This window comes from Paenarthrobacter sp. C1, assembly GCF_049315185.1.
In the GTDB taxonomy this organism is placed as follows: domain Bacteria; phylum Actinomycetota; class Actinomycetes; order Actinomycetales; family Micrococcaceae; genus Arthrobacter; species Arthrobacter nicotinovorans.
In genome coordinates this window covers 4112444-4130249 of sequence record NZ_CP186052.1, presented here as the reverse complement: position 1 = coordinate 4130249, position 17806 = coordinate 4112444, and the positions used below count along the sequence as shown (strand labels likewise).

The window sequence follows — 17806 nt, the reverse complement described above, 5'->3', positions numbered from 1 at the left end:
ATGTCGGAAGCGGCGCCGGAAGTGTGACAGTTGTTAGAGTCAATCCGTGCGCGCAGTAGTTTTCGACGAAGTCCGGACCCAGCCCGATGTCAGGGAGGTCGCCAAGCCAGTAGCCCCGATTGGGGGTGTGGTGGTGAAAGTCCTGGCCACAGGAATGTGCCGCAGCGACTGGCACGCCTGGGCCGGCCACGATGACATTGAGATGCCCCACGTTCCGGGCCACGAGCTCGCCGGCGTGATCGACTCTGTCGGGGAAGGCGTCCAGCGCTGGAAGGTCGGCGATCGCGTCACCGTCCCCTTCGTTTGCGGTTGCGGCGCCTGTGAATGGTGCCTGGCCGGCGACGCGCAGGTCTGCCCCGAGCAGCAGCAGCCCGGCTTCACCCACTGGGGATCATTCGCTGAATACGTGGCCCTGCACGCCGCCGACAGCAACCTGGTTGCCATCCCGGAAAGCATCGAATTTACGACGGCGGCAAGCCTCGGCTGCCGCTTCGCCACGGCATACCGTGCTCTGGCAGCCCGTGCCAACGTGAAGGCCGGCGAATGGGTGACCGTGGTAGGGGCGGGAGGCGTCGGACTGAGTGCCGTGATGATCGCCAAGGCCATGGGAGCCAAGGTCATTGCCGTGGATCGGAACCCTGAGGCCCTGTCCGTGGCCGCACGCTTGGGCGCCGACCACACCGTCCTTGCCGACGGCGCGGACATCCCCGCTGCGGTCAACGTCCTCTCCGGCGGAGGCAGCCACGTGGCGGTAGACGCCGTCGGAAGTGAACAAACCTGCGCCGACGCAATCCTCAGCCTTCGCAGGCGGGGACGGCACGTCCAGATCGGACTGTTGCCTTCCATCGACGGCAACCCGCAGGTGCCCATGGCCCGCGTGATCGGCTGGGAACTTGATCTCTTGGGCAGCCACGGCATGGCCGCGGTGGACTATCCAGGAATGATGGCGCTCATTGAACAGGGTGCGCTCCAGCCGCAGTTGCTGATCGAACGCACTATCGGGCTGGAAGATGCTGCGGCACTGTTGCCCGGCTTCGACAAGGCCAACCCGGCAGGCATGACCATGGTGGACCCGGCGCTGTAAGTACGCCCCTAGTTTGATTCCTCTGCCGGGCGGTTCCGGTACGCGGCCAGAAAATGCGAGATCCGGCGGACGGCTTCCTCGATGTCCTCCACGGACGGCAGGATCACGAACCGGAAGTGGTCCGGCGTGGGCCAGTTGAAGGCGGTGCCGTGCGAAACCAGGATCTTCTGTTCCTGCAGGAGTTGAAGGACGAACTTCTCGTCCGAGGCAATGGGGTAGATATCCGGGTCCAGTCGCGGGAACAGATACATCGCACCAGCTGCGGGGACACAGGAAACACCGGGGATGGCCGTCAACAGCTTCCACGCCAGGTCCCGTTGCTCGCGGAGCCGGCCGCCGGGACGAATGAGGGCTTCGATGCTCTGGTAACCGCCAAGGCAGGTTTGGATGGCGTGCTGCGCCGGGACATTGGCGCACAGGCGGAGCGATGCCAGCAATTCCAGGGACTCCCGGTACGCGGCGGTCGCCGTCAAAGGCCCGGTCACGGCAACCCAGCCGGCCCGGTAACCCGGCATGCGGTACGCCTTTGACAGCCCACTGAAGGTCAGCACGCAGATGTCCTCGGCGACGGCAGCTGTGTGGATGTGAGGGGCGTCAACGTAGCGGATTTTCTCGTAGATCTCGTCGGAGAACAGGACAAGATCGTGCTTCCTGGCCAGTGCCGCGAACTGTTCCAGGATGTGCCGCGGGTAGACGGCCCCGGTGGGGTTGTTCGGGTTGATGATCACGATGCCTTTGGTGCGGGGGGTGATCTTCGCTTCGACGTCGGCCATGTCCGGCCACCAGTTTTCGTCCTCGTCACATAGATAGTGGACCGGGTTGCCGCCTGTAAGCGTCACGGCAGCGGTCCACAACGGGTAGTCCGGTGCCGGGATGAGGATCTCGTCCCCGTTTTCCATGAATGCCTGGAGTGTCATGGAGATCAGCTCGCTGACGCCGTTGCCGATGAAGACATCCTCGACGCCGATGTTCATGAGCCCGCGCGTTTGGTAATACTGCGAGATCGCTGTGCGGGCAGAGAAGATGCCCTTGGAGTCGCTGTAGCCTTGCGCACCGCGCAGATGGTGGATCATGTCCACCACCACGGACTCGGGAGCTTCCAGTCCGAACGGCGCGGTGTCCCCAAGATTCATCTTGAGGATACGGTGCCCTTCGGCCTCCATGGCCTTGGCTGCCTGAAGGATGGGACCGCGGAGTTCGTAGCGGACGTTCTGGAGTTTGCTGGAGTGCTGCATCGGACGCATGGTTGATCTTTTCATGGCGCAGGCCATGGTGGGCAAACAGGTCCGGTATCAGGACCAGCGGATGGTGACGGGAAGACGCTTGGTGCTTGCCGAAACTTCCCTTTCGGTCCCGTCCACCGCTACGGCAAAGTGCTGAAGTTCATCGGCGGAGGTCAGGACTTCGAAATGCCCGGTTGCGTCACTGACCACTGCTGTGGCAGATGAATGGGCATGGATATAGGCGTCGGGGATGCCCTTGTTATGGGCGTCCACCAGTCGTCCCCGGATTCTGCGGACCGCCTCCCCGTTGCCCGTGACAGGTTGCTTGGGCGGGTCGGAAGGCTCCTCGAAGCGAAGGGACACCGGAACACGCACCAGGAACCCCAGCCCCTCTTCGATGGCATCGGAATACTCTTCCGCCCGGAGTTCGTCGCGGGACACCACGGAGAACTCGCTGTGGACTTCCACCGCCAGGAGCAGCTGCTCCATGATGTCCAGCTGTTCCGGCCCGTGGCATTCAACAGCCACCCTCAGTTCAAGGTCCAGGGCGGGGCTTTCATGATGGGACCTGCCCACCCGGGTGAGTGTTACCGCCCGGACGGTGACCGGAGCCTCCGGCGGCGGGACAACGGCAACGGGGGACCCGTCGTCGAACCTGACATGGTGAGGAGCGACGGCTTCCGAGAGCACCCCTAGAAGCTCAGACAACGACGAACGAACAAGGCCCACGGCAGAATCCCAGCCGGACAGAAATCCAGAATTGCAACTGGAACTAGGCTACTCCCGCAAATCCCCGTAGTCACTGGGAATAAGGGGTAGCACGAGGATTCAGGCCAGGCCGGGCACGCCGTCGTTGATGGTGAAGGACTTCATGGTGCGGACCGGGGCGCCCGGCGTGGTCACGTAGTCGAGCACCCGGAAGTCGGCGGTCATCGAGTCCTTCGTGATCCGCGTGTTCACGTACCCGCGGTTGTCGTTGTAGAACTTCAGGTGCGGGTTCCAGGCCATGGTGGGGTCGGTGGTGGAGCCCGTGCCGTTGCCTGTGGACGTGATGGACGAGCACACCAGTTCGGAGCCCACCACCGCTGCGGCCGGATCCTTGTAGTCCACCTTGAGGTCTGTCGCCCAGTGGCGGTGGACGTCGCCGGTCAGCACGACGGCGTTGCGCACCTTCGCGTCCACCCAGCCCTGGGTGATGCGGCGGCGGGAGGCGGCGTACCCGTCCCAGCCGTCCATGGAGACGTCGTCGATCGCGGGAGACTTATCGCGGTCCCGTTCGGAGAAGAACACCTGCTGGCCGAGGATGTCCCAGCGCTGGGTGGAGTTCCGGAAGCCATCCAGGAGCCACTTTTCCTGCTCCGCTCCGGTGATGGTGCGGTTCTCCTCCAGCCGTCCGGCCACGTTCTTCTGCCAACCGTCGCCTGCCAGCTGGTCATCACGGTATTGCCGGGTATCCATCATGTGGAAGTTGGCCAGCCGGCCCCACTCGATGGTGCGGTAGATCTTCATGTCGAAACCTGCCGGAACGGAGGATGCACGCAGCGGCATGTTCTCGTAGTAGGCCTGGAATGCTGCGGCGCGGCGCTGCCGGAAGTGCTCGGTGGTGTCGTTGAGCTGGCCCGCGTCCGTGTTCTCCGGAATGTCATCGGCCCAGTTGTTGTCTACCTCGTGGTCATCCCAAACCACCAGCCACGGCGCGATCGCGTGCGCGGCCTGCAGATCGGCGTCGGCCTTGTACTGGGCGTGGCGCTGGCGGTAGCCGGCGAGGCCGACCGTCTCCGGCCCCTCATGATCACGGGGATTGCCGCCACCGATCACGTAACTGTCCTTCTTGTATTCGTAGACGTAGTCGCCGAGGTGCAGCACCAGGTCCGGGTGGTCTTCAGCCAGCCGCTTGTAGGCGGTGAAGTAACCGTGTTCGTACTGGGCACAGCTGGCGAACGCCATGGCCAGTGCGGCGGGAGTCTCACCGGGGGCGGGACTGGTCAGGGTGCGGCCCACTTGGCTGAGGTGCCGGCCGGAGCGGAAGCGGTAGAAGTACTCACGGCCGGGCTTGAGGCCCTTCACCTCGACGTGCACCGAGTGCGCGGTTTCAATCCGAGCATGTTCGACGCCGCGGGCTACTGTCCGGCGCATGGCAGGATCTTCTGCAACCTCCCAGGCGACGGCGACGTTGCGGGAGGGCATGCCGCCCAGGCCGTCCTCTGCCACGGGGTTCACTGCCAGCCGCGTCCATAACACGAAACCGTCCGGCCACGGCTCGCCGGAGGCGATACCCAGCGTGAACGGGTCGGTGCGGAGACCGGCGTCGTCCGCCGTCGAAACCGCGACGGCGGCCTGCGGCAACGCTGCCGACACGCCGGCGACGAGCCCGGCTCCAAGGCCGGCTGAGATGAGGGACCTGCGAGAGATGCTTTCCATGCCACCGACCCTAGGAAGACCGGGTGGACTGGGTTCAAGGACAGCGTGAATGCGTGGTTAATTGTTGTTCCTGCCCCGGTGCTGGCTCGTCTATGCTCAAATCATGATGACGGGGGAGCGCCCTAGACGGCCCGGTGTGGTGACTTTCTCTGTGGTGCTGATGTACATCGGCGGCATCGCGCAGATTGTCCTGGGAGTGCTGACGATCTTCCTGCGGTATACGCCGGAAGCCCAGTCCGGCGGTGTTGCCCTGCCTGTGACCTTGCTCGGGGCAGGAATGGTCCTGTTCGGTTTGCTGGTGATCGGGCTCGCCTCAGGCGTGGCCCGCGGAAGCTCGGCGGCCCGAAGCGGGGCAACGGCGGTGATGTTCCTTGGCTTGGCCTTCGCTGTGGTCGACCTGATTGTGGCCGCTGACGGGGACTGGTCCGCCGTCATTTCGCAGTCCATCGCAACTGTGCTGGTGGTTGTGCCGCTGTGGGTAGGTCGGGGACGCCGTTACTTCGAGAGCCGCTGACGGGACTCTTCAGCGTCCCGGTAGGCAACGCGGCGGTGCACGAACCTCACGATTTCAATCAGCCCGATGCAGGCAACCGACGTTGCAAGAACCAGCAGTGCCGTGGGGAGCGTGGGGTCGGTGAACTGCAGGAAATCGCGGGCGAACCGGACGGAGTACACCAGGACGAGCCCGACCATCATGGCCCCGATGACAAGCCCTTTGAAACGGGTGACGGGCCTCGAAAGCACCACCAGGATCCAGATACCGATGATCGCCAGGATGAGGGTCGATCCCGTCCTGATTTCAGCTTCCGGTATGGACAGGTTGGCCGCGAGCTTGGCGTACGCTGCGAGCCCCAGTGTCACGGATACTCCCGCCGGCACGGCGAAAGTGAGCGATCGCCGCAGGAAACCCGGGATGTAGCGCTGGGCGTTGGGCAGCAATGCCAGGAAGAACGCAGGAATGCCGATGGTCAGCCCGTCAGTGACCGAGAGTTGGCGTGGCAGGAACGGGAACGGCAACAGGAGGATGCCGAACGCGATCGCCAGGAAGGTGGCATAAGCGGTCTTGGTGAGGAAGAGCATGGAGACCCGCTCGATGTTGGCAATCACCTGACGGCCTTCAGCCACCACGCTGGGCACGTGCGAGAACTTACCGTCCAGCAGGACCAGCCGCGCCACTGCTTTGGTGGCGGCCGCACCGGAGTTCATGGCCACGCCGATGTCGGCTTCTTTGATGGCCAGGGCATCATTGACCCCGTCGCCGGTCATCGCCACTGTGCGTCCCGCGGCTTTCAACGCCAGGACGATCCGTTTCTTCTGGTCAGGGGAAACACGCCCGAACACCACATTGTTGTTGATGACTTCCAGGAACTCCTGGTCATCGTCCGGCAGCTCACGGGCATCAAAACCGTGGGGCGCATCCAATCCGACTTCCCGTGCGATGGCCGCCACCGTCCTTGGGTTGTCACCGGAAATGATCCTCACGTCCACGTCCTGCGCCGCGAAGTAAGTGAGGGTCTCGGCAGCATCGGGTCGGATATTTTCCTTGAATGTCAGCAGGGCCACGGGAACGGCATCGGCCGGCACGGTTTCATCATGCGTGGGCGTCCCGTGCGCCAGGACCAGTGTGCGGCGTCCCGTCGCGGCCAGCTCAGCAGCCTGGGAGGCCAGCTGCTGTTGCCCGGCGTCGTCGGAACCGCGCTCCGGGAAGACCATCTCGGGGCCGCCCAGGATCCACATGCCGTCGTCGAAAATAACCGCACTCCACTTCCGCGCAGAGGAGAACGGCACACGGTCGCTTGGCTGATCGGCGGGCAGTTCGGTGAAGTGGCCGGCGAGACTGCGGGCCGTGGCGTTGGCGTCTTTCTGGACGCCGTACCAGGCCAGGACGCTCTCCCAGCCGGGCACCGCGGCCAGCGGCCTCGCGGCATCGAAAACGATGTCACCTTGCGTGAGCGTGCCGGTTTTGTCGAGGCAGATGATGTCGACGCGAGCCAGCCCCTCGACGGCGGGCAGCTCCTGCACCAGCACCTGCTGCCTTGCCAGCTTCACAGCCCCTACCGCGAAGGTGATGCTGGTCATCAGCACCAGACCCAGAGGGACCATGGCGACGACGGCGGCAATGGTCGCCGTCGCCGCGTCCCGCCACGCTCCACTCGCCGAGGCGGCGGCCCACCCGCCCTGGGCAAGCATTTGCGCGTTCAGAACCAACAACGCCACCGGTCCGACAAACCAGGTGACCCATTTGAGGACCCGGTCAATGGAGGACCGCAGCTCCGAAGCCACCAGGGAGAACCTCTTGGCCTCGGCAGCCAGAGAGTTGGCGAAGGAATCGGCGCCCACCCGGTCCACGACGGCGGTCCCTTCTCCGGCAACAACGACGGATCCGGACAACACGCGGTCATCCTCCGTCTTTTCCACTGCATCGGATTCGCCGGTCAGCATAGATTCGTCCACCTGAAGCCCGCGGGAAGCTGCGACTACCCCGTCCGCGGGCACTTGGTCGCCGGCCCGGAGGACGAGGGTGTCGTCCAGGACCACGTCGTCCAAGGCTATTTCTGCTTCAGATCCGTCCCGCATCACCCGGGCGTGCGGGGCGTTCAACAGGGCCAGCCGGTCCAAAGCGCGTTTTGCCCGGTACTCCTGGACGCTTCCGATCACCGCGTTGGCGATAGCACTGAAACCGAACAGGGCATCCTGCCAGCGGCCGATCGCGAAAAGGACAATGAAGCAGGCCAGGATAATGCCGTTGAACAAGGTGAGCACGTTGGCGCGGACGATACTCCACACGCTGCGGCTGGTGTCCTGCACGAAGGCGTTGGTTTGCCCGGCGGCGACCCTCTCGGCAACCTCCGCAGTGCTTAGTCCCTGAACGGCAGATCCGACGAGCCGGACGGCCGCCCCTGGTTCAGCCTTCTCGTTTTCCGGCACTCATGCCCCCGTTGTTGAGTCGGTCCAAGGATTTGAGACAGTCCGTGGATGGGATTGAGTATGCCAGTCGTCAGGCGGTGAAGGCGAGGTCCCGCGCGTTTGCCGCCGCCCTGATGCACCAACCACTCCTGCCATGGCTTTTCCGGCCGGGACCAAAGCCCCTTTGCGGGTCGCAATATCGCGGCGATGCTGAGCGCATGCAGGCAGAAGGTGTCCCTTCGCGACGTCGTACCAGTGCCGCACGGGGGTTCGCGTTCGCGGGGACCGTGCTCGTAGGAATTCCCTTGTCAAGACACCGAGCCCGTGACAATCCATGATTCGAACATTTTCAGACATTGGGTGGTGCCCGTCCTTGCCGGTGTTCAACTGTCGGGGCACCGTCATGGCAGAGGCGTATCCCTGTGGTGTAAACGGCGGAACTGGATCGGAGAGTGGCCGGTCTTCTTGGTGAAGAGCCGGCTGAAGTAGGCGGGGTCGTCGTAGCCGGTGAGCGTAGCGATCCGTTGAACGGACAGGGCCGTATCGGCAAGGAGCGACTGGGCACGGGATATGCGCAGCTGCAGAACGAGCTCCTTGGGGCCTGTCCCGGTAGCAGCCCGGACTGTACGCCTGAGGTCGGGGACGGAAACCTCCATTGATGCGGCCAGTTGGGACAGGCTGAGTGGCAGATGGGCCAGTTCGTGCAGCGCGGTGAGGAGCTTGTCGTCCCGGCCGGGAAGGCCGGGGTCCGTGGTGCGTCGGCCGGTTTCGATGAGGATTCTTTGGCAGAGCACTGAGGCCTCAAGGTCTCCATGCCGCCCAGCGGTTGAGAGGGCGGCCCGCAGCTGGGGAAAAAGTCCAAGTCCCGCCTTATCTGCGTGGCCGTCAATTCGGACCAAGGGCCGGGTGCGGGCGAAGCACCCCAGCTCCTCCATCGCCCGCGCCGTGGGCCCGGTAAAGAGGAGCCAGTGCTCTTTCCACCCAAGGGGGCCTGGCCCGTAGCCGTGGCTTACCCCCGGAAAGAGCCAGATGACAGCGGGAGCCTGGACTTCGAACCGGGCGCCATCCATCGTGAAATGACCGGACCCCTCAGAGACCAGCACCATGGCGTGGCTGCTCAATGTCCTCTCGGAAAAGGAGGGCAGAACACCGCTTTGCTCACCGGCGCCGAGGCACGCCAAGCCCAGGTCCCGTAGCGGGTGGGCGGGTTGCCGATAGCTCGACCAATTGTCCATGGCCTCCAATGTTGCCCTTGCTTGAACAAGAAAGACAAGGCTCGCAAAAGTCCAAGTGATCGCCAAGGGGAGTCCATTCACTTCCTTGGGCGCCGATGCCAAGGTGGTGACTATGTTGACCTCGAATGGCTACGTCCTGGACGAATCGGAAACCCGCTTGGCCGAGCTTGAACCGGTGCCCTCCTCCGAACGTGGTGATCGCGACGCGTTGTGGGCACGGCTTCGCCGGGACGGATACCTCTACTTGAAGGGTCAGTTGAAACCGGACAAGCTCCTGGATTTCAGGGAGTTCTACTTTGCTTCATTGGCCGAGGCGAATGTCTTCGCACCCGGCACCGATCCCCGTGACGGTATCGCCTCTGAGGGCGACGCGGACAGGGCCGCCTTGCGCCGGGGCCTGTTTGATCGCATTGTCCCGGGCCCGGAGTACCAGGCGCTGTGCACGGCGGAGGGAATTGCCGATTGGTTTGCCTGGTTTCTCGCCGATGACGTCCATCTGCACCGGCGCAAGATCATTCGCCACACCAAGCCCGGTGAGAGCGGCATCGGCACGGCAACCCAGGCACACTACGATCTCGTCTACCTCCGCGAGGGCAGCGATCGCGTGCTCTCCATGTGGATTCCGCTGGGCGATTGCCCTCGTGAGCGCGGCGGTTTGACCTACCTTGAGGGCAGCCACCACTGGGTGATGGCAGACGAGCGCGAGGGGACCCTGAAACTTCCCGCTGCATCCATTACCGCCGACCTTCCGGGGTTGGCGGACGAACGTAACGCACGATGGCTGGTGGCCGATTACGAGGTTGGGGACGTCGTGGTCCACTCGGCTCACATTGTGCACGCTGCTTTGGACAACATGGACCGCGGAGGCACCATGCGGCTGTCCACGGATATCCGTTATCAGCGGTTGAGCGAACCTATCGACTGGCGCTGGCAGGAGCACTGGAATTACGACGACGGCCTCTGAGCCGCAGCCGTGCGGCACCTCTACTTGGGCTGCTGGACCGCGCCGCGCCACCATGCAACCGTGGCCGCCGTGGCTTCGGCCAGGGGAGTCGGTTCCAGCCCCAGGAGCCGCTGGCTTTTCGAGGAATCCATCACGAACGGCCGCTCGAACTGGTACAGCAACTCGGCCAGTTCGCGCATGTCCGTAGAGAAAAGGCCCGCCACCCGCAGCACCCATCCGGGCACGGCGCTCACTTTGGGTGCAGCAACACCGGCGGCAGCCGCATGCGCTTCGGCTATTTCCCGCTGGGTCACGGCGGCGCCGGTGGGGGCATGCAGCACACGGTTCCAGAGTTCCGGCTTATGCGCCGCAGCGATCATGGCGGCTGCGAGGTCCGGTACATAGGTAAAGGAGTGCGGCTGGCGGGTACTCCCTATGACCTGCACTGCCTTGCCTGCCAGGATGGGCTTCACCATGCGCTCGCCGGCGTGGGCCATCTTCACGCGCGGCCCAAAGAAGTCGCCCGCCACGACGCTGACGGTATTGGCCGCATGTGCCTGCCGTGCCTTCAGCAGCGCGGTGCGGATGCCGCGTTTGCCGCCGTCCGCCGCACGAGGCCCGGCTTCGGTCATGATCCGGTCGGGCTCGCTGTAGGAGTACAGGCTTTCAGGGAACACGACGACGGCGCCCACGGCTGCCGCTGCATCCATCACGGTCTGCTCGGCCTGGGGAAGTTCGGCTGCCCAGGCCGCGGCGCGGTAGGCGCTTCCGTGGATGCAGTGGAACACCGCATGGGCGCCTTGAAATGCATGGGAGACCTGACCGGGGTCGGAGGCATCTACCCGCATCCTTTCCACCAGCGGGTGCTCCGGGCCGCTGCCTGATCGGGTCAGGATGCGGACTTGGTGGCCTTGCTCCGCGAGCTGTTCGGCGACGGTGTATCCAACGGGTCCTGCTCCGGTCACAACGTACATGGGGTTCTTCTTTCGGGACAGCGGCAGATGGCCTGGTCAAAAGCGAGAGCACTGCTCTCTGAACCCAGAATGACGGCCCTTTCAATCAATGTCAAGAGCAGTGCTCTCATTTGTTGGCGACGCTCTCTCTTATGGCAAGCTGGACTCATGCCGTCCACCGGAACGCCCAAAAGCAAACCAGCTACTCCGCGCGAACGTGCCCGTGCCCAAACCCTGGTCGACATCGTGCGCATCGGACGCCAGCACCTTGCGGTCCATGGGGCCGCTGCCCTTTCCCTGCGTGCCGTGGCCCGGGACCTCGGTGTCGTATCCTCTGCGGTCTACCGCTACGTCCAGAACCGGGACGAACTCCTTACACTCCTGCTCATCGACGGCTACAACGAGCTCGGCGACGAAGTGGACGCGGCCGTGGCAGCAGTTCCGGACGGTGACTTTGCCGGGCAATTCAAGGCCCTGGGCCGCGCGGTCCGGCACTGGGCTCTCCGGGAACCCGCCAGCTACGCCCTCCTCTTTGGCAGTCCGGTGCCCGGATACCAAGCTCCGGGGGGGCGCACCACCGTCCCGGGAACCCGCGTCATCTTCCGCTTGGTGGGCATCTTCGATTCCGCCCAGCGGGCGGGCGTCCTGGACGCCCGGGTGGGTCCCGCCGTCGTGATTCCTCCGGCGTTGGCGGCTGATCTGGAAGCCATCCGCTCGGAACTGAAGCTCTCCGTGTCGGATCCGTCCCTGGCGCGCGGTGTGCTGGTGTGGACGTCCGTTTTCGGGGCGATCAGTTTTGAGGTTTTCGGTCAGTACGGCCAGGACACCTTCAAGGCACGCGACGAGTTGTTCGAGCACCAGTTGTCCGTCCTTCAGGGCGTGGCCGGGCTCTAAGGTTGGGGCGCTAGAGTATTCGGATGGCTCGAGGACTGGCGGATATCGGTGCGGAGGGCGTCCTGCTGGCCGGTGCCGGCCGCGCCATTCTCCTGCAGATCGCCAATCCGCGTGTGGGCCACGGCGTAGCCGAGCACAGCAACTTCGCGGAGCGCCCCATGGACAGGCTCCGGGCCACCATGACCTACGTGTACGCGGTGATCTATGGTTCCGAGGAACAGCTCAAAGCCGTCCGACGCGCCGTCAACCGGGCGCACGCGCCGGTCCGGCGGAGCCCCGATGCCACCTCCGCGGGCTACAGCGCGTTCGACGCCGAGTCCCAGCTCTGGGTGGTCGCCACCCTCTACGACACCGCCGTCACCGTGTACGAAAAGGTCCACGGACAGCTCGACGACGAGACCGCCGACAGCATCTACCGCGACTATGCCCGGATCGGAACGGCGCTCCAGCTTCCACCCGGAAGGTGGCCACGCGACCGGTCCGCCTTCGCCGAGTACTGGCAGGCTCAGGTTGAGGCGTTGCGGCCGGACGCAAAGGCGCTCAAAGTCGCCAGGGAACTGCTCTATCCATCCGGCGGTCCGCGCTTGCTGCGCCTGGCCATGCCGCTGGCCCGTTTCCTCACGGCCGGGCTCCTGCCCGCGCCTGTCCGGGAAGCTTTTGGTTTCCCATGGAGCCCCGGCCACGCCCGACGGTTCGACCGGACCATGAAGGGCCTGGGCCGGGTCTACCCCAGGCTGCCGGAGCGGATCCGGCACTGGCCGCGGGACTACTACTTGAAGCAACTCGCCGTCGACGCCAAGGCACCACGTGCGTAATCCCACTTCCGTTGAAGAGTCCATTGACCGGGCTGCCCACCGTTACCTGGATCGTGCGGACGGCGGACGGCTGCGTGGCCGGCTCACGGAGTTTGTGGTTTTCGGGCTGAAGCAGGCGTGGGCGTGTGTGTTCGGGGCCGCGCTGCTTGCGGTGATCATCGCGGCCCGCCTCTGGTATCCCGCCGACGCCGGACTGGCCCGCAACGACTTCCTCACCATTGCCGCGATCGTCATCCAAGTGCTCATGATCAGCTTCAAGCTGGAGACGTTGCGGGAGTTGCGGGTGATCCTGCTTTTCCATGTGGTGGGGACGGTGATGGAACTGTTCAAGACGGACGTGGGCTCCTGGGCGTATGAGGCCGAGGGTGTCCTGCGGATCGGCGCGGTGCCGCTGTTCAGCGGGTTTATGTATGCGGCCGTGGGTTCCTACATGGTGCGGGTTTTCCGGCTGTTCGACCTCCGCTTCGACCGCTACCCGCGGCGGTGGATCACGGCCCTTGTTGCGGCGGGGATTTACGTCAACTTCTTCTCGCACCACTACATCCTTGACCTTCGCTGGGTGCTGCTTGCCGCCGTCGTGCTTGTCTACGGGAGGTGCGTGATGCACTTCCGGGTGTTCCGCCGCCGCTTCAAGATGCCGATTCTGGTGTCGTTCCTGCTGGTGGCGCTGTTCATCTGGTTCGCCGAGAACATCGGCACGTGGTCGCGTGCGTGGCTGTATCCGAACCAGCTGAACGGATGGCAGGCGGTTTCCATCGACAAACTCCTGGCGTGGTTCCTGCTGATGATCATTTCCGTGGTGCTGGTGGCGTGGGTCTACAAACCGGAACCGCTCGACGCCGCTGACGCCACCCAAACGGCTGACGCCACCCAAATTCTCTAATGACACCCGGATGTGGGTGTCCCCGCTCCGGGTGAGTGGCGCTGTGCATTGTGCGCGTCGTGAGGCTTCACCGCCAGTTCACCGTAGGCGAAACAACCCCTTTTTGCCGCGTGATTCCGGGGGTCTCCGGGTCATCTTCCAGAAAGTTGAGCGCACTAGACTCAACTTTGGATTGACTTAAATCCAGGGCTGAGTACAGTTGAGTGCAGAACGCTCAACTAGCCGATTGTTGAGCAGGCTCCCGACAGGTCAACCGCCCAGCGGACCACTGCCAGGTGCAATCTCCAACATCGGCCATTGAAAGGAAACAAGATATGTCACGTGCAGTAGGTATCGACCTCGGAACCACCAACTCCGTGGTCTCTGTTCTCGAAGGTGGCGAGCCCACCGTCATCGCCAACGCAGAAGGCGGCCGCACCACGCCGTCCGTCGTTGCGTTCTCCAAGTCCGGCGAAGTCCTGGTCGGCGAAATCGCCAAGCGCCAGGCCGTCAACAACATCGACCGCACCATCGCCTCCGTCAAGCGCCACATGGGCACCGACTGGAGCGTCGCAATCGATGACAAGAAGTACACGCCGCAGGAAATTTCCGCGCGTATCCTCATGAAGCTCAAGAACGACGCCGAGAGCTACTTGGGCGAAAAGGTCACCGACGCTGTGATCACCGTTCCGGCATACTTCAACGATGCCGAGCGCCAGTCCACCAAGGAAGCCGGCGAAATCGCAGGCCTCAACGTCCTCCGTATTGTCAACGAGCCCACCGCGGCTGCACTGGCCTACGGCCTGGACAAGGGCAAGGAAGACGAACTCATCCTGGTCTTCGACCTCGGTGGCGGTACCTTCGACGTCTCCCTCCTCGAGGTTGGCAAGGACGAAGACAACTTCTCCACCATCCAGGTCCGCGCAACTGCCGGTGACAACCGCCTCGGTGGCGACGACTGGGACAACCGCGTCGTCGAGTGGCTCCTGAGCCAGCTCAAGGTCAAGGGCATCGACCTCTCCAAGGACAAGATCGCCCTCCAGCGTCTCCGCGAAGCTGCAGAGCAGGCCAAGAAGGAACTGTCCTCCTCCACCAGCACCAACATCTCCCTCCAGTACCTCTCCGTCACCCCTGACGGCCCGGTCCACCTGGATGAGCAGCTGACCCGTGCCAAGTTCCAGGACCTCACCAAGGACCTGCTGGACCGCACCAAGAAGCCGTTCCACGACGTCATCGCCGAAGCCGGCATCAAGGTTTCCGACATCGACCACATTGTCCTCGTCGGTGGCTCCACCCGTATGCCTGCTGTCTCCGAGCTCGTCAAGGAACTCGCCGGCGGCAAGGAGCCCAACAAGGGTGTCAACCCGGACGAAGTCGTGGCCGTTGGTGCCGCACTGCAGGCCGGTGTCCTGAAGGGCGAGCGCAAGGACGTCCTCCTCATCGACGTCACCCCGCTGTCCCTCGGCATCGAAACCAAGGGTGGTGTCATGACGCACCTCATCGAGCGCAACACGGCCATTCCCACCAAGCGTTCCGAGACCTTCACCACCGCTGACGACAACCAGCCGTCCGTGGCCATCCAGGTCTTCCAGGGCGAGCGTGAATTCACCCGCGACAACAAGCCGCTGGGCACGTTCGAACTGACCGGCATCGCTCCGGCACCGCGTGGCGTCCCGCAGGTCGAGGTCACCTTCGACATCGACGCCAACGGCATCGTCCACGTCTCCGCCAAGGACAAGGGCACGGGCAAGGAACAGTCCATGACCATCACCGGTGGCACCGCGCTCTCCAAGGACGACATCGACCGCATGGTCCGTGAAGCCGAAGAGCACGCTGCAGAGGACAAGGCACGCCGCGAAGCTACGGACACCCGTAACTCCGCAGAGCAGCTCGCCTACTCGGTGGACAAGCTGATCGCCGACAACGACGACAAGCTGCCGGAAGAGGTCAAGACCGAGGTCAAGGCCGACGTCGACGCCCTCAAGTCCGCACTGGAAGGCACCGACGACGCCGCCGTCAAGACCGCGTTCGAGAAGCTCCAGGCCTCCCAGACCAAGCTCGGCGAAGCCATCTACTCGCAGGCCGCCGCAGCTGATGCTCCGGGAGCCGGCGCTGAAGGTGCACCTGCCGGTGACAAGGCCGCCAACGACGAAGACATCGTTGACGCCGAAATCATCGACGAAGACGAAGCGAAGAAGTAGCCATGCCTCATCACGGCAACGAAGCAGAGCACTCAGAAGGCAACGAGCCGCGCAAGCCGGTTATTCGGGACAACCGCAAGGTTGACCCGGAAACCGGGGCAGCCCGCCACCCTGAAGGCGAAGCCACGGCTCACAGCGAAGGCAACGCCGCTCCCTCGGACGGCGATGCGCTCTCCCAGGCTGAGGAAATCCTCAACGGGGTAGAGGTGCCGGCTGAAGAGTCGGTAGCCTCCGGTGCCGCAGCTGAAGCCCAGGCAGCGGAGCTCCGCAACGATCTCCTTCGCCTCCAGGCTGAGTACGTCAACTACCGCAAGCGCGTCGAACGCGACCGCGCCGTAGCAGGGGAGATGGCCGTCATCGGCGTCCTGAACTCCCTGCTCCCGGTGCTGGACGACGTCGACGCCGCACGCCAGCACGGTGACCTCGAGGACGGCCCCTTCGCCGCGATCGCCACCAAACTGGAGAACGCACTGAAGACGTACGGACTGGAACGCATCGCGGACACGGGTGTCGAATTCGACCCCACCATCCACGAAGCACTCATCCAGCAGCCCGGCGAGGACATCCAGGTTGACACCGTCAGCCAGGTGCTGCGCTCCGGATACCGCTCAGGCGAGCGTGTCCTGCGTGCAGCCCAAGTGATCGTGGCTGTCCCGGCGTAACCTCCGCCTTCGCGGATGAGGGGGCCCCGCCCCTACGCGTGGCGGCTAAGTCCTACGGACTCGGCCGCCACGCTCCGGCAGGCCCGATGCCACTCCCGGGCCCCCTCATCCGCTACGGCTTAGAGGTAGTCTCGCCGTACGCTTTGTTTGTTTTAGAAAGGAAACGCTCTTGGCCAGCCAGGACTGGGTTGAAAAGGATTTTTACGCGATCCTTGGTATCGCCAAGGACGCGTCCGACGCGGATATCAAGAAGGCTTACCGCAAGCTAGCCCGGCAGTACCACCCGGATACGAATTCCGGGGATGCTGCTGCGGAGAAGAAGTTCAAGGACATTTCCGAGGCTTACTCGGTGTTGTCGAGTCCTGAGGACCGGCAGCAGTATGACGCCATCCGTGCCATGGGTGGCGGGGCCCGGTTTGCTCCGGGAGCCGGGCGTGGCGGTGCGGGTGCCAACGGTGGGTTCGAGGACCTCTTTGGCGGCCTGTTCGGCGGCGGACCAGGCGCCCGTCAGCCTGCGGGCGGAGGCATCCCTCCGGAGTTTGCCGACTTGTTCGGCGGCGGATTCGGCGGTGCCGGCCAGACCGGTTTCCAGCGGGCTCCGCAGAAAGGTTCGGACCGCACGGCGACCACCACCATTTCCTTCGCCGGCTCCATCAAAGGCACCACGGTGAGCCTGCGCGAAAGCAACGGCAACGTGATCGACGTCAAGATTCCAGCCGGGATCAAGGACGGGCAGAAGGTCCGTCAGCGTGGCAAGGGCAACGTCGGCCCTGCAGGCAACGGTGATCTCATCATCACCGTGAGCGTGAAGCCCCACGATTTCTTCCAGCGCGACGGCGACAACATCCGCATCCACGTGCCTGTCACGTTCGCGGAAGCGGCGCTCGGCGCCACCATTGAGGTTCCAACGCTCGACGGCGACACCGTCAAGTTGCGTGTACCGGCGGGCACACCCTCTGGCCGTACCTTGAGGGTCAAGGGCCGTGGCGTGAAGACGTCAAAGGCGACCGGCGATCTCCTGGTGACCATCGACGTCGCGGTTCCCCAAAACCTGAACAAAGAAGCGGAAGAAGCTGTCAAGGCGTTCGCTGCTGCCACCACTGACGCGAACCCGCGTCGCGACCTGGCCGCGAAGGCCCGGTTGTAAGGAGGCAGGTCATGGCAATCGACGTCAACCAGCCGATCTTTGTCATCTCCGTCGCTGCGGAGCTCGCTGACATGCATCCGCAGACGTTGCGCCAGTACGACCGTCTGGGCATCGTCTCGCCCAGCCGCGCCCCCGGCAAATCCCGCCGCTACTCCCAGAACGACGTCAATAAACTGCGGGAGGTCCAGCGCCTTTCGCAGTCTGGCGTCTCCCTCGAGGGCATCAAGCGCATCCTTGACCTTGAGAACCAGGTGGCCGCGCTGCAGTACCGGGTGGCTGAACTGACCGAGGAACTGTCACGGCGCCGCACGCCGATGGATGCGCGCATCTTCGCGGCGGGAGCTGCCGGCGACGTCGTCAGCCTTGCCCGCGGGCAGCGGCCACGGGGTCGTTCCCAGGCAGTTGTCGTGTGGCGGCCGCGGCCGGCGGAGGACCGTTGATCCCCGCATCAATGCAGCT

General features: G+C 64.2%; 16 protein-coding genes. 10 read left to right on the top strand and 6 right to left on the bottom strand.

What is annotated here, in order from left to right; translation table 11 throughout:
* Nucleotides 1–46: 46 nt before the first annotated feature.
* The gene (locus ACNAOU_RS19290; RefSeq protein ID WP_018778243.1) at nucleotides 47–1084 is read left to right on the top strand and encodes a zinc-dependent alcohol dehydrogenase family protein; all 1038 of its coding nucleotides are present in this window, start codon (nucleotides 47–49) and stop codon (nucleotides 1082–1084) included.
* An 8-nt stretch (nucleotides 1085–1092) separates the two neighbouring features.
* Here ACNAOU_RS19290 and ACNAOU_RS19285 read toward each other — a convergent pair whose 3' ends face one another.
* The 3 genes from ACNAOU_RS19285 to ACNAOU_RS19275 form a co-directional block, all read right to left on the bottom strand.
* Entirely contained in the window at nucleotides 1093–2328 is a 1236-nt protein-coding gene (locus tag ACNAOU_RS19285; RefSeq protein WP_422758696.1) for a pyridoxal phosphate-dependent aminotransferase, read from the bottom strand.
* Nucleotides 2329–2376: 48 nt separating this feature from the next.
* On the bottom strand, nucleotides 2377–3036 hold the full coding sequence (locus tag ACNAOU_RS19280) for a hypothetical protein (protein WP_422757523.1): 660 nt from the start codon (nucleotides 3034–3036) through the stop codon (nucleotides 2377–2379).
* Between the two features lie 99 nt (nucleotides 3037–3135).
* On the bottom strand, nucleotides 3136–4728 hold the full coding sequence (locus ACNAOU_RS19275; protein WP_422757522.1) for an alkaline phosphatase D family protein: 1593 nt from the start codon (nucleotides 4726–4728) through the stop codon (nucleotides 3136–3138).
* 136 nt (nucleotides 4729–4864) lie between these two features.
* On the opposite strand from ACNAOU_RS19275, the gene ACNAOU_RS19270 reads away from it, so the two are divergent.
* Nucleotides 4865–5242 (top strand): hypothetical protein, encoded by a 378-nt coding sequence (locus ACNAOU_RS19270; RefSeq protein ID WP_018778250.1) that lies wholly within the window; start codon nucleotides 4865–4867, stop codon nucleotides 5240–5242.
* Here the strand turns inward: ACNAOU_RS19270 and ACNAOU_RS19265 are convergent.
* Both ACNAOU_RS19265 and ACNAOU_RS19260 read right to left on the bottom strand, forming a co-directional pair.
* A complete protein-coding gene (locus tag ACNAOU_RS19265; RefSeq protein WP_422757521.1) occupies nucleotides 5224–7656 on the bottom strand; it encodes an HAD-IC family P-type ATPase in 2433 nt (810 codons plus the stop codon). The two genes, ACNAOU_RS19270 and ACNAOU_RS19265, sit on opposite strands and share 19 nt — an antisense overlap.
* 380 nt (nucleotides 7657–8036) lie before the next feature.
* Entirely contained in the window at nucleotides 8037–8870 is an 834-nt protein-coding gene (locus ACNAOU_RS19260) for a helix-turn-helix transcriptional regulator (protein WP_281444561.1), read from the bottom strand.
* 112 nt (nucleotides 8871–8982) lie between these two features.
* Between ACNAOU_RS19260 and ACNAOU_RS19255 the strand changes: the two genes are divergently transcribed.
* Nucleotides 8983–9834: a phytanoyl-CoA dioxygenase family protein gene (locus ACNAOU_RS19255; protein WP_039243172.1), complete on the top strand. Its 852-nt coding sequence runs from the start codon at nucleotides 8983–8985 to the stop codon at nucleotides 9832–9834.
* A 20-nt stretch (nucleotides 9835–9854) separates the two neighbouring features.
* On the opposite strand, the gene ACNAOU_RS19250 is transcribed toward ACNAOU_RS19255, so the two are convergent.
* Nucleotides 9855–10787, bottom strand: coding sequence for an NAD-dependent epimerase/dehydratase family protein (locus ACNAOU_RS19250; protein ID WP_079581927.1), 933 nt, complete (start codon nucleotides 10785–10787; stop codon nucleotides 9855–9857).
* Between the two features lie 147 nt (nucleotides 10788–10934).
* Between ACNAOU_RS19250 and ACNAOU_RS19245 the strand changes: the two genes are divergently transcribed.
* The 7 genes from ACNAOU_RS19245 to ACNAOU_RS19215 all read left to right on the top strand — a co-directional run bounded on the left by ACNAOU_RS19245 (nucleotide 10935) and on the right by ACNAOU_RS19215 (nucleotide 17787).
* The gene (locus tag ACNAOU_RS19245) at nucleotides 10935–11660 is read left to right on the top strand and encodes a TetR/AcrR family transcriptional regulator (RefSeq protein WP_422757520.1); all 726 of its coding nucleotides are present in this window, start codon (nucleotides 10935–10937) and stop codon (nucleotides 11658–11660) included.
* A gap of 23 nt (nucleotides 11661–11683) precedes the next feature.
* On the top strand, nucleotides 11684–12475 hold the full coding sequence (locus tag ACNAOU_RS19240; RefSeq protein ID WP_422757519.1) for an oxygenase MpaB family protein: 792 nt from the start codon (nucleotides 11684–11686) through the stop codon (nucleotides 12473–12475).
* Nucleotides 12468–13358: a DUF817 domain-containing protein gene (locus ACNAOU_RS19235; protein ID WP_306878149.1), complete on the top strand. Its 891-nt coding sequence runs from the start codon at nucleotides 12468–12470 to the stop codon at nucleotides 13356–13358. The genes ACNAOU_RS19240 and ACNAOU_RS19235 overlap by 8 nt, the downstream gene beginning before the upstream one ends.
* A 314-nt stretch (nucleotides 13359–13672) precedes the next feature.
* On the top strand, nucleotides 13673–15538 hold the full coding sequence (dnaK, locus tag ACNAOU_RS19230) for a molecular chaperone DnaK (RefSeq protein WP_018778257.1): 1866 nt from the start codon (nucleotides 13673–13675) through the stop codon (nucleotides 15536–15538).
* 2 nt (nucleotides 15539–15540) lie between these two features.
* Nucleotides 15541–16200, top strand: coding sequence for a nucleotide exchange factor GrpE (locus ACNAOU_RS19225; RefSeq protein WP_018778258.1), 660 nt, complete (start codon nucleotides 15541–15543; stop codon nucleotides 16198–16200).
* Nucleotides 16201–16369: 169 nt separating this feature from the next.
* Nucleotides 16370–17347, top strand: a complete 978-nt coding sequence (locus ACNAOU_RS19220; RefSeq protein WP_018778259.1) for a DnaJ C-terminal domain-containing protein — start codon at nucleotides 16370–16372, stop codon at nucleotides 17345–17347.
* Between the two features lie 11 nt (nucleotides 17348–17358).
* Nucleotides 17359–17787 carry a heat shock protein transcriptional repressor HspR gene (locus tag ACNAOU_RS19215; protein WP_018778260.1) on the top strand — a complete coding sequence of 143 codons (429 nt, stop codon included), beginning with the start codon at nucleotides 17359–17361 and terminating at the stop codon, nucleotides 17785–17787.
* The last annotated feature ends 19 nt before the right edge of the window (nucleotides 17788–17806 follow it).

Coding starts and splice junctions, on each gene's coding strand:
- ACNAOU_RS19275 (WP_422757522.1), bottom strand. CDS start 4,728: ATGGAAAGCATCTCTCGCAGGTCCCTCATCTCAGCCGGCCTTGGAGCC.
- ACNAOU_RS19225 (WP_018778258.1), top strand. CDS start 15,541: ATGCCTCATCACGGCAACGAAGCAGAGCACTCAGAAGGCAACGAGCCG.
- ACNAOU_RS19255 (WP_039243172.1), top strand. CDS start 8,983: ATGTTGACCTCGAATGGCTACGTCCTGGACGAATCGGAAACCCGCTTG.
- ACNAOU_RS19245 (WP_422757520.1), top strand. CDS start 10,935: ATGCCGTCCACCGGAACGCCCAAAAGCAAACCAGCTACTCCGCGCGAA.
- ACNAOU_RS19240 (WP_422757519.1), top strand. CDS start 11,684: ATGGCTCGAGGACTGGCGGATATCGGTGCGGAGGGCGTCCTGCTGGCC.
- ACNAOU_RS19285 (WP_422758696.1), bottom strand. CDS start 2,328: ATGCGTCCGATGCAGCACTCCAGCAAACTCCAGAACGTCCGCTACGAA.
- ACNAOU_RS19250 (WP_079581927.1), bottom strand. CDS start 10,787: ATGTACGTTGTGACCGGAGCAGGACCCGTTGGATACACCGTCGCCGAA.
- dnaK (WP_018778257.1), top strand. CDS start 13,673: ATGTCACGTGCAGTAGGTATCGACCTCGGAACCACCAACTCCGTGGTC.
- ACNAOU_RS19215 (WP_018778260.1), top strand. CDS start 17,359: ATGGCAATCGACGTCAACCAGCCGATCTTTGTCATCTCCGTCGCTGCG.
- ACNAOU_RS19260 (WP_281444561.1), bottom strand. CDS start 8,870: ATGGACAATTGGTCGAGCTATCGGCAACCCGCCCACCCGCTACGGGAC.